The 13,125-nt window shown below is 64.0% G+C and carries 9 protein-coding genes and 1 riboswitch; of the genes, 7 read left to right on the forward strand and 2 right to left on the reverse strand.

The features are described 5' to 3' along the window. Positions 1–96 precede the first annotated feature (96 nt). Positions 97–1,131 carry a hypothetical protein gene (locus VFJ08_RS13605; protein ID WP_324997765.1) on the forward strand — a complete coding sequence of 345 codons (1,035 nt, stop codon included), beginning with the start codon at positions 97–99 and terminating at the stop codon, positions 1,129–1,131. A 4-nt stretch (positions 1,132–1,135) separates the two neighbouring features. Here the strand turns inward: VFJ08_RS13605 and speE are convergent, their stop codons facing one another. Further along, positions 1,136–1,984, reverse strand: coding sequence for a polyamine aminopropyltransferase (gene speE / locus VFJ08_RS13610; RefSeq protein WP_324997766.1), 849 nt, complete (start codon positions 1,982–1,984; stop codon positions 1,136–1,138). Between the two features lie 41 nt (positions 1,985–2,025). Between speE and speA the strand changes: the two genes are divergently transcribed. The 5 genes from speA (at position 2,026) to lpdA (ending at position 9,164) form a co-directional block, all read left to right on the forward strand. After that, entirely contained in the window at positions 2,026–3,882 is a 1,857-nt protein-coding gene (speA, locus tag VFJ08_RS13615) for a biosynthetic arginine decarboxylase (RefSeq protein WP_324997767.1), read from the forward strand. A gap of 229 nt (positions 3,883–4,111) precedes the next feature. Then, positions 4,112–5,203: a pyruvate dehydrogenase (acetyl-transferring) E1 component subunit alpha gene (gene pdhA / locus VFJ08_RS13620; RefSeq protein WP_324997768.1), complete on the forward strand. Its 1,092-nt coding sequence runs from the start codon at positions 4,112–4,114 to the stop codon at positions 5,201–5,203. A gap of 3 nt (positions 5,204–5,206) precedes the next feature. Continuing rightward, positions 5,207–6,187: an alpha-ketoacid dehydrogenase subunit beta gene (locus VFJ08_RS13625; protein ID WP_324997769.1), complete on the forward strand. Its 981-nt coding sequence runs from the start codon at positions 5,207–5,209 to the stop codon at positions 6,185–6,187. Between the two features lie 10 nt (positions 6,188–6,197). Then, the gene (locus tag VFJ08_RS13630; protein ID WP_324997770.1) at positions 6,198–7,751 is read left to right on the forward strand and encodes a dihydrolipoamide acetyltransferase family protein; all 1,554 of its coding nucleotides are present in this window, start codon (positions 6,198–6,200) and stop codon (positions 7,749–7,751) included. 6 nt (positions 7,752–7,757) lie between these two features. Continuing rightward, a complete protein-coding gene (lpdA, locus tag VFJ08_RS13635) occupies positions 7,758–9,164 on the forward strand; it encodes a dihydrolipoyl dehydrogenase (RefSeq protein ID WP_324997771.1) in 1,407 nt (468 codons plus the stop codon). Between the two features lie 184 nt (positions 9,165–9,348). Here lpdA and VFJ08_RS13640 read toward each other — a convergent pair whose 3' ends face one another. Then, a complete protein-coding gene (locus tag VFJ08_RS13640; RefSeq protein WP_324997772.1) occupies positions 9,349–10,161 on the reverse strand; it encodes a hypothetical protein in 813 nt (270 codons plus the stop codon). 199 nt (positions 10,162–10,360) lie between these two features. Beyond that, positions 10,361–10,453, forward strand: a riboswitch (cyclic di-GMP riboswitch). Positions 10,454–10,533: 80 nt separating this feature from the next. Here VFJ08_RS13640 and VFJ08_RS13645 point away from each other — a divergent pair. After that, positions 10,534–12,879, forward strand: a complete 2,346-nt coding sequence (locus VFJ08_RS13645; RefSeq protein ID WP_324997773.1) for a hypothetical protein — start codon at positions 10,534–10,536, stop codon at positions 12,877–12,879. The last annotated feature ends 246 nt before the right edge of the window (positions 12,880–13,125 follow it).

A 13,125-nucleotide genomic window follows, 5' to 3' on the forward strand; every position in this document is an offset into this window, starting at 1 on the left:
AACGCGTACCATCCGGGCAATCACGCAGGACCCCAAGGTCGCCGCAGCCGACGATAATCTTTAAGCTCGGCGCCGACGTTCATCCACGACCACAGCATGGCCGACGCAACCCGTACCGAGACCGCCGACCGGCTGTTCGAAGCCCATGTGGCCCATGATCTGGCGGCGTGGCGCGGCAAGGCGGGCCGGGCTCGCCTCGCGGGTCGGGTCGAATCGTTCTGGCGCTGGGCCGAGCGCGTGACGCTGGCCGAGGTGGTCGATCGCGATACGGCGCGCGCGGCTACCGAGCGGCTGGTGCTCGATCTTGAACTGCCGGACCGTCTGGCGGCGGTGATCGGCGAAATCGCCGACGAACTGGTCCGGCTGGAAGTCAACCGAAGCACCCGCGTGCGCGATGTAATCGATCAGTCGCTGTTCGACGACGGCGTGGATCTGGTGGTGGAGCTGGAGACGCTACGCGCCCGGCTGATCCAGAGGCTGCTCAACAGCCCGGTGTATATGGCGCTTGCCTCGGACCTGCTCTATCAGGGCATCAAGGACTATATTTTCTCGGATTCCGGCGCGATTCGCTCGATCCCCGGCGTGTCGCGCCTGATCAAGGGCTCGTCGAGCGCGGTGAGCCGGCGCATGCCCGGGCTCGAGGCGCAGGTCGAAACGCGTGTGCGCGCTTATATCGAAGCCAATACCGCGCGCACGCTGGCGCGCACCGAGTCCTACCTGCTCGAATCGCTGGACGCGCGGCGGCTGCGCGCGCTGGCGGACGAGGTCTGGGCCGCGATCGCCGACCAGCCGTTGTCGATCGCCGATGCGGTGGCATCGCACGAGCTGCAGCGTCTGGTCGATTACGGCCTGCAAGTCTGGCGGTCGCTGCGCGAGACCGAATACCTCGGCGTGATGATCGACCAAGGTGTGCAAGCCTATTTCGCGCGCCACGGCGACGACACGCTGGCCGAGTTGATGAGCCACGTCGGCGTCGATCGGAAGATCCTGGCCGCCGAGGTCGATACGCTCGCGCCGATGCTGATCGAGGCGCTGGAGTCGACCGGGCTGCTCGAGACCTGGGTGCGCGACCAACTCGCCGACTTCTACGATTCCGCCGCTTTCGCCGCCGCGATCGAGGGCCGCGGCTGACGGTTTACGCGCCGGCCAGAATCCGCTGCATGAAGGCCGGCTGGGAAAACGCGGCGTGGTGCATCGCCGGGGTGTAGTACTCGGTATGGAAATTAAGTTCGGCGGCCGGCATGGCCAGCGCGGGATCGTCGCGCGCGGCCAGCGTGGCCGACCACCAGCCGGTGGGATAACACGGCTGTGGAAAGCTCAAGAGATGGGTCGCGGCGAAGCCGGCCCGCGCGAGCCCGCCGTGCATGTCGCGGATCAGCGCCGCGTGCGCCAGCGGCGATTCGCTCTGTTGCACCAGCATGCCGCGGGGTGCGAGCACGCGGTGACATTGCCGGTAGAACGCCTCGTTGAACAGACCCTCGGCCGGGCCGATCGGATCGGTGCTGTCGATGATGATCAGGTCCACCGAGCCGCCGTCGGCTCCGGCCATCCAGGCCACGCCGTCGGTAAAGGCCAGATGCGCCCGGGGATCGTCGTTGGATTCGGTAAGACGCGGAAAATACCGCTCGGCGACCCGGGTGACGCGTTCGTCGATATCGATCTGGGCCACCGATTCGATGTGCCGGTGCTTAAGCACTTCGCGCAGGGTGCCGCAGTCGCCGCCGCCGATGATGACAACGTTTTTGACTTGGCCATGAGCGAAGATCGCCGGGTGCGTCATCATTTCGTGATAGACGAAATTGTCGCGGTCGGTGAGCATGACCAGACCGTCGATGGTCATCAGGCGGCCGAAGGTTTCGGTCGCGTAGACCGCGATGGTCTGGTAGTTCGAGGTCTCCTCGTGCAGCTTGTCGCGCAGCTTGAGAGAAAACCCGACGCCCAGCTCGTCGCTGGCCTCGGTGAACCACGTTGGGTCGGCTACCATGGCGATCCGCGTACTTCAAAACCCGGCACGCAGTATAGATCATGACCGTTTCCGCCCGACAAGCCGCCGGCGAGGCGCGCGCCTGGACGCTCGACGATGCACGCCGCCTGTACCGCGTCGCCACCTGGGGCGACGGCTACTTCGGCATCGACGATGCCGGGCACGCCGAGGTTCGGCCGGCCGCCGGCGCGCCCGGCATCGATCTCGACGCCCTGGCCGACGAGGTTCGGGCGGCCGGGCTGCGCCTGCCCGTGCTCGTTCGTTTCACCGATATCCTGGGCGATCGGCTCAACCGGCTGGCCGATGCCTTCGACGCCGCCCGCGCCGCCCACGGCTATGCCGGGCGCTATACGGTGGTCTATCCGGTCAAGGTCAATCAGCAGCGCTCGGTGATCGAACATCTGGTGGCCGCCGGCGGCGATCGGGCCGGGCTGGAAGCCGGCAGCAAACCCGAACTGATGGCGGTACTGGCGCTCGCGCGGCCCGGTTCGACGATCGTATGCAACGGTTATAAGGATCATTCGTTTCTGCGCCTGGCGCTGGCCGGGCAGCAGCTTGGCCACCGCGTTTACATCGTGGTCGAGAAGCCCTCGGAACTCGTCCCTATCGCCGAACTGGCGGCGAGCCTGGGGCTGCGGCCCCGACTCGGTCTGCGGGTGCGCCTGGCCAGCGTGGCGGCCGGGCATTGGCAGAACACCGGCGGCGACAAGTCCAAATTCGGCCTGACCGCCGACCAAGTGGTCGTGGCGCTCGAGACTTTGCGCGGCCTGGGTATCCTCGACTGCGTGTCGATGCTGCATGTCCACGTCGGTTCGCAGGTCGCCGATCACGCCGCGCTGGCCCGCGCCATGGATGAAACCGCGCATCTGTATCGCAGCCTGCGCGAGCTCGGCGCGCCGGTGGACACGGTCGATGTCGGCGGCGGTCTGGCGGTGGATTACGAAGGCCGCGGGGCCCGTTCGTTCTGCTCGATGAATTATGGCGTGCCCGACTATGCCGAAGTCGTGGTCGGCGCGCTGGCGCGGGTGGCCGAGCGTTTCGATCTGCCCCAGCCGAATCTCATCAGCGAGTCCGGCCGCGCGCTGACCGCGCATCACGCGGTGCTGCTCACGCAGGTCATCGACAGTGAAAGCGCGATCGATGTCGCGCCCGTCGTGCTGGATGAAAATCTGTCCGCCTCGGCGCAGATCGACCGTGCGGCCGCGCATCTGGCCGACGTGCAGGCGCGCTTCGTCGCCGGCGAAATCGGGCTCGCCGGACGGGCCGCGGCCGAGCGCGAGGCGGCCGCGGTGTATCGCGCGCTGATTACGCTTGCACCGGCCGATGCCGACGACCGCGCGGCGGTGGCCGCCGCGCGCGAGAAGCTCGCGACCAAGTATTTTGTGAATTTCTCGGTGTTTCAGTCGGTGCCCGACGTCTGGGCGCTCGATCAGATATTTCCGGTGATGCCGCTGGCGCGGCTCGACGAGGCGCCGGACCGGAGCGCGCGGCTGTGCGATCTGACCTGCGATTCCGACGGTCGGCTGGATCGCTATGTCGACGACAACGGGCTGGATTCGACGCTGCCGCTGCATGCGCTGCGTGAAGGCGAAACCTATCGCATCGGTATATTCATGATCGGGGCCTATCAAGAAAATCTCGGCGACATGCATAACCTGTTCGGCGACACCGATGTCGTCAATGTCGAGATCCGCGACGGCGCCTGGCAACTGGGCGACGCCCAGCACGGCGACCGGGCCGACGAGCTGTTGTCCTATGTGCACTTCGAGCCGGAAGCGCTGCGCGGCGCCTACCGGCGGAAACTGGCCGCGGCCGGCCTCGCGCCGCGCCAGCGCGCTGAATGCGAAGCGCTGCTCGAAGCCGGGCTCGCCGGCTATACCTATCTGCTCGAATCCTGAAGCTTCGCCGCGCCCCAATGTCTGCCGATGCTTGGAACTTGCGGGTTCGACGGTTTCGGCGGCTATTTTTAAATTTAATACGTATAATTTGGTTGTAAGACGATAAACCTAGGAATATCACTTATACTTTTACTTACAACCACTAAACCCGCTTGCAGGATGATGTTTCAAGTCCTACGTTTTTATTTTGAACGAAGACTTGGCGCCGAGTCGCCGCAGCGAGTTAACCATGCCGCGTACCGCAGTCGAACTGGAATATTCCGTCGAATATCTCTCGATTCTCGATGAGAACGGCGATCTGGACACCGAGCTCGAGCCGGATATCGAAGACGACCAGTTGCACAAAATGTTTCGCACCATGCTGCTGTCCCGGCGTTTCGACGAGCGTCTGCTCACGCTGCAACGCCAGGGCCGTATCGGAACCTTCGCCCCCGTCAAGGGCCAGGAAGCCTGCCAGATTGGTTCCATGCCGGCGATGCGCGACAGCGACTGGTTCTTGCCCGCCTTTCGCGAGTTCGCGGCCATGATCTGGCGCGGCTTTCCACTGGCCGAGATCCTGGTATTCGCCGCCGGCTACAACGAAGGCGCGGCGATCCCTGAAGACGCCCACGATTTTCCGATCGCAGTGCCGGTCGCCTCGCAAATACCGCATGCCGTGGGAGTGGCTTATGCCTGCCAGTATCGCGAGAGCGATGATGTGGCGATCGTGTTCTTCGGCGACGGCGCCACCTCGGAAGGCGACTTCCATGAGGCGATGAACTTCGCCGGCGTGCTCGGCTCCCCGGTCGTCTTTCTCTGTCAGGACAACCGCTGGGCGATTTCGCTGCCGCGGGACCAACAAAGCAAGTCGAAGACGCTCGCCCAGAAAGGCCTGGCCTACGGCATGCCCTGTCTGCAGGTGGACGGCAACGACATCCTCGCGGTATATGCGGCGACCGCCGAGGCCGTCGAACGCGCCCGCAACGGCGACGGCCCGACCATGATCGAGTGCCTGACCTACCGGCTGGCCATCCACACCACCGCCGACGACCCCAGCAAGTACCGCGACGAAGAAGAAGTCGAAAAGTGGGAGAAACTTGATCCTTTGCCGCGCTTCCAGAACTACATGGTCGAACGCGAGCTGTTATCCGACGACGACATCGACACCATGGAAGACGAGATCAAAGACGAAATCGACCAAGCCTGGAAAGACGCCGAATCCAAAATCGAGGAGCTCGGCGGGCCCGAGGTGATGTTCGACTACGTCTACGCCGAGCGACCACCCTATCTCGAAGCCCAGCGCCAGACGTTCCTGGAACTTCGCGACCGTGAGGAGGGTTAAACGATGGCCGAACTGAACATGGTAGACGCCATCAATCGGGCGCTGTTCGAGGAAATGGAAAACGACGACAACATCATCGTCCTCGGCGAGGACGTGGGCGTGGATGGCGGCGTATTCCGCGTCACCGATGGCCTGCTCGAAAAATACGGCGAAAAGCGCGTCATCGATACCCCGGTGGCCGAAACCGGCATCACCGGTTTATGCGTCGGCATGGCCGCCGGTGGCCTGCGGCCGGTGCCCGAACTGCAGTTCTCGGGTTTTTCTTATATGGGACTGCACCAACTGGAAATGCACGCCGCACGCTTTCGCTGGCGCTCGCGCGGACGCTACGCCATGCCGATCACGGTGCGTATCCCTTATGGCGCCGGTGTGCACGCGCTGGAACATCACTCCGATAGCAAGGAAGTGCTCTACGCCCATATCCCCGGGCTCAAGATGGTGATTCCTTCGGGGCCGCGCAACGCCCGCGCGTTGTTGCTGGCCGCCATCCGCGATCCCGACCCGGTCGTGTTTTTCGAGCCCAAGGCCGCCTACCGGGCGTTCCGCGAAGAGGTGCCCGACGAGGAAGAAACCCTGCCGCTGGGCCAATCGGAGACCGCGCGCGAAGGCGACGATCTCACCCTCATCGCCTATGGCGCCATGTTACACCGCGCCCTGCAAGCCGCGGATACGTTGTCCGAAGAAGACGGCGTCGAGGCCGACGTGATCGACCTACTGAGCCTGTCGCCGCTGGACCACGAACGCTTCGCCGAATCGGCGCGGCGCACCGGGCGGGTGGTGATCGTGCACGAGGCGCACCGCAGCTATGGGCCGGCCGGCGAGATCATCGCGCGGCTGATCGAGGAATCCTTCTGGTATCTGGAAGCCCCGATCCGCCGGGTCACCGGCTACGACATCCACGTGCCGTATTTTGCCCGGGAGCAGGCTTATTTACCGGACGCGAGCCGCATTGTCGATGCGGCCCGCGCAGTCCTCAACGATTAGCGAGCGTCCCATGAGTCAGGAATTCAAGTTCAGCGACCCCGGCGAGGGGCTCCAGGAAGCCGAAATCCTGGAGGTGCACGTCAGCGAAGGCGATACCGTCAACGACGGCGACACCGTGCTCACGGTGGAAACCGACAAGGCCAATACCGATGTCCCGGCGCCGTTTTCCGGCACCGTCGAAGAGGTTCGCGTGTCCGAAGGCGACATGGTCGAAGTCGGCGATGTGTTGCTGACCTACGACGAGGGCGGTGAATCCGGCGGCGAAGAAGAAAGCGAGGACAGCAAAGAACAGGCATCCGAAAGCGAGGAATCCGGCGAAGACAAACAAGCCAAGGAAGACCGCGACGAGGAAGACGAAGAAAGCGATAAAGAGCAGGAAAAGGAAAAACAGGAATCAGGGAAAAAGCAGGATCGAGATAAGAGCGATAAAAATAAGGACGATAAGGATAAAGGCGACAAGAAAGAGCAAGACAAGGACGAAGAAGAAAAATCGGAGTCGTCCGAGGAAGAGTCGTCCGAGGATAAGCAGGAATCGAAAAAACAAGAATCCAGCCGCGAGCCGGTGCCGGCCGCTCCCAGCACCCGGCGTCTGGCCCGCGAAAAAGGCGTCGATCTGCACGACATCGAGCCCAGCGGCAAAGATGGTCGCGTGACCGCCGAAGACGTCGAGGCGGCCGCCGGCTCCGCCGAGCGCGAACAGGAAAGCCGCGAACAGGAAAGCCGCGAACAGGACAGCCGCGAACAGGACAGCCGCGAACAGGATGGCAAGAAACGCAAAAGCGCCGGCGGCGGCTCGGCGCTCATACCCGGCGCCGGCGAGGCGCCCAGCCTGCCGGACTTCAGCCAATGGGGCGAAATTGAGCGTGCGCCGCTGCGTTCGATCCGCCGCGCCACCGCCCAAAACATGGCTCGCTCGTGGGGCCAGATCCCGCACGTCTATCACCAGGACATCGCCGATGTCACCGAACTCGAGCGTTTCCGGCGCTCGCACGAGGAGGCGGCCCAAGCCCAGCGCGGCAAGTTCACCCTTACAGTGCTGATGATGAAAGCGCTGGTGTCGACGCTCAAGCAGTTCCCGCGTTTCAATGCCAGCCTGGACGTGGAAAACCAGGAGATCGTGCTCAAGCGCTATTTCCATATCGGCCTGGCCGTGGCTACCGACCGCGGCCTGCTGGTGCCGGTGATCCGCGACGTGGACCAGAAAAACCTGATCGAGTTGTCCGCGGAAGCGCTCGACATCGCCCGCAAGACACGCAACGGCGAGATCAAGCGCGAGGACATGATGGGCGGGTCCATGACCGTGACCAACCCCGGCGCGATGGGCGGGTCCTCGCTCACGCCGTTGATCAACCATCCGCAGGTGGCGATCCTCGGCATGGGGCAAGCGCGGCTGGAACCCGTGGTCCACGGTGATCTCGATGCCTACGAGGTCAAGCCCCGGCTGCGCCTGCCGCTGATCCTCGGCTTCGACCACCGGGTCAACGACGGCGCCGACGCGGCCCAGTTCGTCACCACCCTGATCCGCACCCTGGCCGATCCCGAATCGTTACTCCTCAATATCTAAATCGTCATGGCCGAGAACGACATCCCGCAACACACCGATGTCCTGGTCATCGGCGCCGGCCCCGGCGGTTATGCCGCCGCGTTCGAGGCGGTGCGCCACGGCCTCGACGTCACTCTGGTCAACGAAGAGGAGGCGCTGGGGGGCGTGTGTCTGCGCCGCGGCTGTATCCCTTCCAAAACGCTGCTTCATCTCAACGAATTGGTGCACGCCACCGAGGCGGCCGCGTCCGTCGGCCTGACCTTCGAGCCGCCTCAGGTGGACCTGGACACGATTCGGGAGCACAAGGACAGCGTCATCGGCCAGCTCACCGGCGGTGTGGCGCAGTTGTGCCAGCAGCGCGGCGTGCGCGTGATCCAGGCGCGGGCGACGTTCGAAAACAACCGCACGGTGCGGATCGAGGGCGAACAGGAGGCGACCGTGTCCTTCGGGCACGCCATCATCGCCGCCGGCGCGCGGCCCACCGCCTTACCCGGCGTGGATTTCGGCGGGCGGATCATGAGTTCGAAAGAGGCCCTGGATCTGGAGGACATCCCCAATTCGCTGCTGGTCATCGGCGGCGGCTACATCGGCCTGGAGATGGGCATGGTCTATCAGGCGCTGGGCAGCCAGGTGACGCTGGCCGAGATGACCGACCGGCTGATGCCCGGCGCCGACGCGGATCTGGTCGAGCCGCTGGCCAAGACCGTGGACGAGCTGTTCGAGGCGGTGCACCTGAACACCCAGGTCAGCGATCTGCAAGCCTCCGGCGACGGGGTCGATGTCACCCTTGATAGCGGCGAGGATTCCATGCAGGAACGCTTCGACCGGGTGCTGATCGCCATCGGCCGCCAGCCGAACACCGACACCCTCAATCTGGAGGCCACCGACATCGCCCTCGACGACCACGGTTTTATCCGCGTGGACGGCACGCGCCGCACCGAGGTCGACAACATCTACGCCATCGGCGACGCCGCCGGCGGCATGTTGCTGGCCCACGAGGCCATGCACGAAGGCAAGGTCGCGGCCAGGGCCATCGCCGGCCAGAATGCGGTCTTCGATGCGCGCGCGGTACCCGCGGTGGTGTTCACCGATCCGCAGGTGGCCTGGTGTGGGCTCACCGAGCAGCAGATCGAGGCCGAGACCCGTAACGTCAAGATCCTGCGTTTTCCTTGGCAGGCTTCCGGACGCGCCATCACCATGGGCGCGAGCCAAGGGCTGACCAAGCTGCTCACCGACGCCGATACCGGCCGCGTGCTGGGCGCGGGTATCGTCGGCCCGCAAGCCGAATCATTAATCGCCGAAGCGGTGCTCGCGATCGAGATGGGGGCCACCGCCGAGGACATGGCGCTGTCCATCCACCCCCACCCCACGCTCACGGAAACCCTTGGCGAGGGCGCCGAGCTGTTTCTGGGCCAGGCGACCCATTACGGCTAGACGCCTTATACCAACCTGCAAAAGCAATGACCTACCGGTCAAAAATAGTCCGCAAATAAACGCAAACGCACGCGAATAAGACGCGCTTATACGCTTTATCTTGCTTTCATTCGCGTTTATTGGCGTTCATTCGCGGACGAATTCCGGCTTCATGAAGATCGATCAATCTTTATGAGGGCTGGTATCAGCCCCGCTGCCCGCGTGCCCGGCGCCGGCAGGCGATCGTGATCAGGCCCAGCGCGAGCGCGAACAGCGCCAGATTGCCCGGCGCCGGTACCGGTGTCGACGGTTCGCCGTTGCCGCTGCCGCCGCCACTTATCTCAATCTGATCAGGGCCGCCGAAGCGCAGATCGCTCACCGCGAATCCACCCGGGGTCGCGCCGGTGCGGGTGATCTGGACACCGGCGATCGCCGCGCTGCCGTCGTCGCTGGCCAGGGCTAGAAACGAGTAGCCGAGCGCGTCATTGACGATCGATGCCAGAATGGAGCCGTCGCGACCGAAAGCGGTCAGGCGTTCGGCGCCGGAGTCGGTGGCGAATCCCGCCATCACGCCGACAGCGGCTTGATCCGTGCCGAAGAGAATGGAGATTGGGCCGGTGAACCGGGGCGAGCCCGACAGCACGTGATCGTCCGGCGCGCTGGTATCGAGGGTGACAAACGTGGGTTCGGCGCCGGCATCAAGGGTCAGCGTGCCGCTCGGCTGTCCGTCCAGGCAGCCGAGCGCGCCGCAACTTGCGACCGTGCCCCGGGATTGGCCGACGAAATAGCCGCCGAACATAACCGAGGTACCACCCGGTAGGCCGGGGGCGGGCTGGAACGTCGGATTGGCGACGTTCAATGGCAGGCCGTCGAACCCGATCGACGGCGCGCTGTTCTTGAAGACGTCGATGCCCGCCTTGATGACGGTCGCCCCGGCCGGGCCGGCGCCCGCGATCAACGCAAAACAGACCAGGCTGATAAGTACGCGGCGGTGAAGGCGAGCATGCGGATTTGACATTGGAGACGGTGTTACAGTTTGGCTGTCATAAATCAATAAGCAATTTTCCTGCCGAAATTTTAAGTAACTGTATACAATACGAAATTAACTAACCCCGGGGTGTCTTTACCGCTATCTTGTTAAAAAAGCCGACGATGCGTTCATAAACGCGCCGGCCGTGCGAACGTTGACGCTACGGCGACCGGGGGCTATGGTCCCCGCGAGTCAAAGGCATCGCCGCACGAAAGTCGGCTGCGCAAAGCCACGGGTCTAAAACGCCTGCAACGGGCGTTATGACGGCCGGGCCGTCTCGTTCGTTCACGGGCTGCCCGGCGATACGAGTCGCAAGCCGCCGCAGCCTCACCCATAACGACAAAACGCGTAGGGGTAGAGATGCGATACATGCTGGTGGCTGCTGCGGCCGTGCTCGCAGTGAATACGACGGCGTTCGCGGCCGGTGCCGCGAACACTTATGTGGTGAGCGGCTACTCGGCGGCCGCTTCGACGACCGATCCCGTGGGCAGCTATTCCTCCGGTGGTTCGACCACCGACCCGGTGGGGAGCAGCGCGGGGGTACCGGGGCATTTGACGTACGGCGTCGTCGCGACTTATGGCTCGAATGGCGGTTCGTCGGACGACGACTCTTCTTCGGATGACGATACGTCGGGCGGTCCGCCGCCGCCGGCAGGTGATCAGGCCATCGTCGCGCTCAAGGTGGAACGCGTCTCCGGCCAGCGGACAGACGGCCGCATGGTGACATTCGGCCAAGTCTTCAAACAGGGCGATGTGCCCGACGGCCGGTCCGTGACCGCCGAGGTGGGTGGCCGGGCGATCCCGACCCAGGTCGATCCCAAGGCCACTTGGGACGACGGATCGCTGCGGCACGCCGTGATCACGATTCGTCTTCCCGACGCGCCGGGCGCAAGCGGCACCACGGTCCAGTTGGTCAAAACCCAGGCGAGCGACCGCTCGAAATCCGCGCTGACTATCGGCGATCTGTTGGCCACCGATTTTGCCGGCCGGGTATCCATCCGCGGCCAGGGCGGGCGTCGTCAGACCAATGCCCGGCGGTTGCTGCGTGAGGTGGCCCAGTCGGGCGGCTGTGCGCGCTGGTCACGCGAGTGCAAACACTGGCTGTCCGGGCCGCTGGTCTCGGAATGGATCGTCGGTGGGCCGGTGGCCGGCGGCCACGGATCGGGGACGCCGAATCTGGCGGTCTATTTCAATATCCGTGCCTACGCCGGGCCCAACGGCGGGATCGAGCGCGCGCGCGTGGATACCGTGGTGGAAAACGATTGGGCCTATGTGGCCGATCCACGGAACCTGCACTACACGGCGGATATAAAGGTCGGCGGGCAGCATTATCGCGTGCCCGGATTGACGCACTATCGCCAGGCGCGTTGGCATCACGTGCTCTGGTGGCACGGCGATCCGGGGCTGTACGCCCGGATCGACACCGATTATCTGCAGGCCACGAAAGCGATCTCAGAGTACGCCGATATTGCGCCGGACACCGGCTTTTTGAATTCGCGCCCCCAGCAGTTTCCACCGATGAGCAACGGCAATCAGACGGCCTATATGGGCGACGCCGGAGCCCAGGCCGCCATCGGCCCGTTGCCGCGCTGGAGTTCGACCTTCGCGGTTTCGGGCAACTACCATGCATTCCGCTGGATGCTGGCCAACGACAGCGCCGTCGGCAGTTACAGCTTTCATTATCGCGATCGCGAGACCGGACGGCCGCTCACGATTACCCGGCATCCGTACGTCACCATCGCGGATTACAACCATGCCAGCCGTGCCGGTGGGCGGTTCGCCCGCGATCTGCTGCCGGACTGCCACGGCGATTGTTCCTCGCCGTATACATACAATATCGCCCACCAGCCCTCGATCGGCTATCTGGCCTATCTGGTCACCGGCGATTTCTACTATCTCGAGGAGATGCAGTTCGCCGCCGCCTACGACGAACTCTGGGCCAATCCGTCGTACCGCGAGCATGCCCGTGGCATATTGCGCGGTGCTCAGGGACAGGTGCGGGCCCAGGCCTGGGCGCTGCGCGATATCAGCGATGCCGCTTTCGCCACCCCCGACCGGGACCCGATGAAGCCCTATTTCCAGGGCCTGATCAAAAATATCCTGAGCGACTACAACGACTACTACGTCGGCACCGGTGTGAATCCGCTGCATACGCTGGTCGGCAACCAGGCCATCCGTTACCCGAGCCACGGACGCGAGAAGGTAGCCATCGCGCCCTGGCAGGCTGATTTCTTCACCTGGGCGGTCGGCCATGCCGCCGAACAGGGTATGCCGGGCGCCGAATCGTTTCTGAGTTGGCTGGCGCCGTTTCAGATTCAGCGCATGACCGGCTGGATCGGCAAGCCCGATTCCGGCTTCTGTTGGCTGGAGGCCTCAACTTATACCCTGCAACTGCGGGACAGCCGGAACAGCCCGATTTATTCGGACATGAGCGAGGTCTATCAGGCCAACTTTCCGCGTCTCGTGGGTCTCGATTGCAACAGCCCGAGCATGGTCCGGCGCATCGGTTCGGATAAGCTGGGCGAAATGGTGGGGTTCCCGTCCTCGCCGGCCGGTTTTCCCGCCAATTTCCAAATTGGGCTCGCGATGGCCGTCGAGAGCGGCGCCGACCAGGCCGGCAAGGCATGGCAGCTGTTCGAAAACCGGCAGAGCCAGCCGGACTACAGCAATTATCCGAACTTCGCGGTCGTGCCCCGTAATCAGTAAAGCCCGAAGCCGGTTCGTTGGACCAGCGAGCCGGTTTTGTACCAGACCTCGTAAAGGCAAAACGGCACCGCGGCCGGGCGCGCCAGGCGCTGAGGATCTGATCCGCAGTGAAGGTTTCATAGAAAAATCTTCCGCAGATCAACGCAGATTCACGCAGAGGGCGGTTCAGTTGGCAAACCGCTATCTGCGTGAATCTTCGTCGATCTGCGGACATGCTGTCTTTTTCGGGTCGCTACCCGGCTCGCC

This window comes from Salinisphaera sp. (assembly GCF_035690525.1).
Classification (GTDB): Bacteria; Pseudomonadota; Gammaproteobacteria; order Nevskiales; family Salinisphaeraceae; genus Salinisphaera.

Excerpts from the sequence above, each read along its gene's own strand:
- speE (WP_324997766.1), bottom strand. The coding sequence starts at position 1,984 with ATGGTAGCCGACCCAACGTGGTTCACCGAGGCCAGCGACGAGCTGGGC.
- VFJ08_RS13630 (WP_324997770.1), top strand. The coding sequence starts at position 6,198 with ATGAGTCAGGAATTCAAGTTCAGCGACCCCGGCGAGGGGCTCCAGGAA.
- VFJ08_RS13645 (WP_324997773.1), top strand. The coding sequence starts at position 10,534 with ATGCGATACATGCTGGTGGCTGCTGCGGCCGTGCTCGCAGTGAATACG.
- speA (WP_324997767.1), top strand. The coding sequence starts at position 2,026 with ATGACCGTTTCCGCCCGACAAGCCGCCGGCGAGGCGCGCGCCTGGACG.
- VFJ08_RS13605 (WP_324997765.1), top strand. The coding sequence starts at position 97 with ATGGCCGACGCAACCCGTACCGAGACCGCCGACCGGCTGTTCGAAGCC.
- VFJ08_RS13625 (WP_324997769.1), top strand. The coding sequence starts at position 5,207 with ATGGCCGAACTGAACATGGTAGACGCCATCAATCGGGCGCTGTTCGAG.
- lpdA (WP_324997771.1), top strand. The coding sequence starts at position 7,758 with ATGGCCGAGAACGACATCCCGCAACACACCGATGTCCTGGTCATCGGC.
- VFJ08_RS13640 (WP_324997772.1), bottom strand. The coding sequence starts at position 10,161 with ATGTCAAATCCGCATGCTCGCCTTCACCGCCGCGTACTTATCAGCCTG.
- pdhA (WP_324997768.1), top strand. The coding sequence starts at position 4,112 with ATGCCGCGTACCGCAGTCGAACTGGAATATTCCGTCGAATATCTCTCG.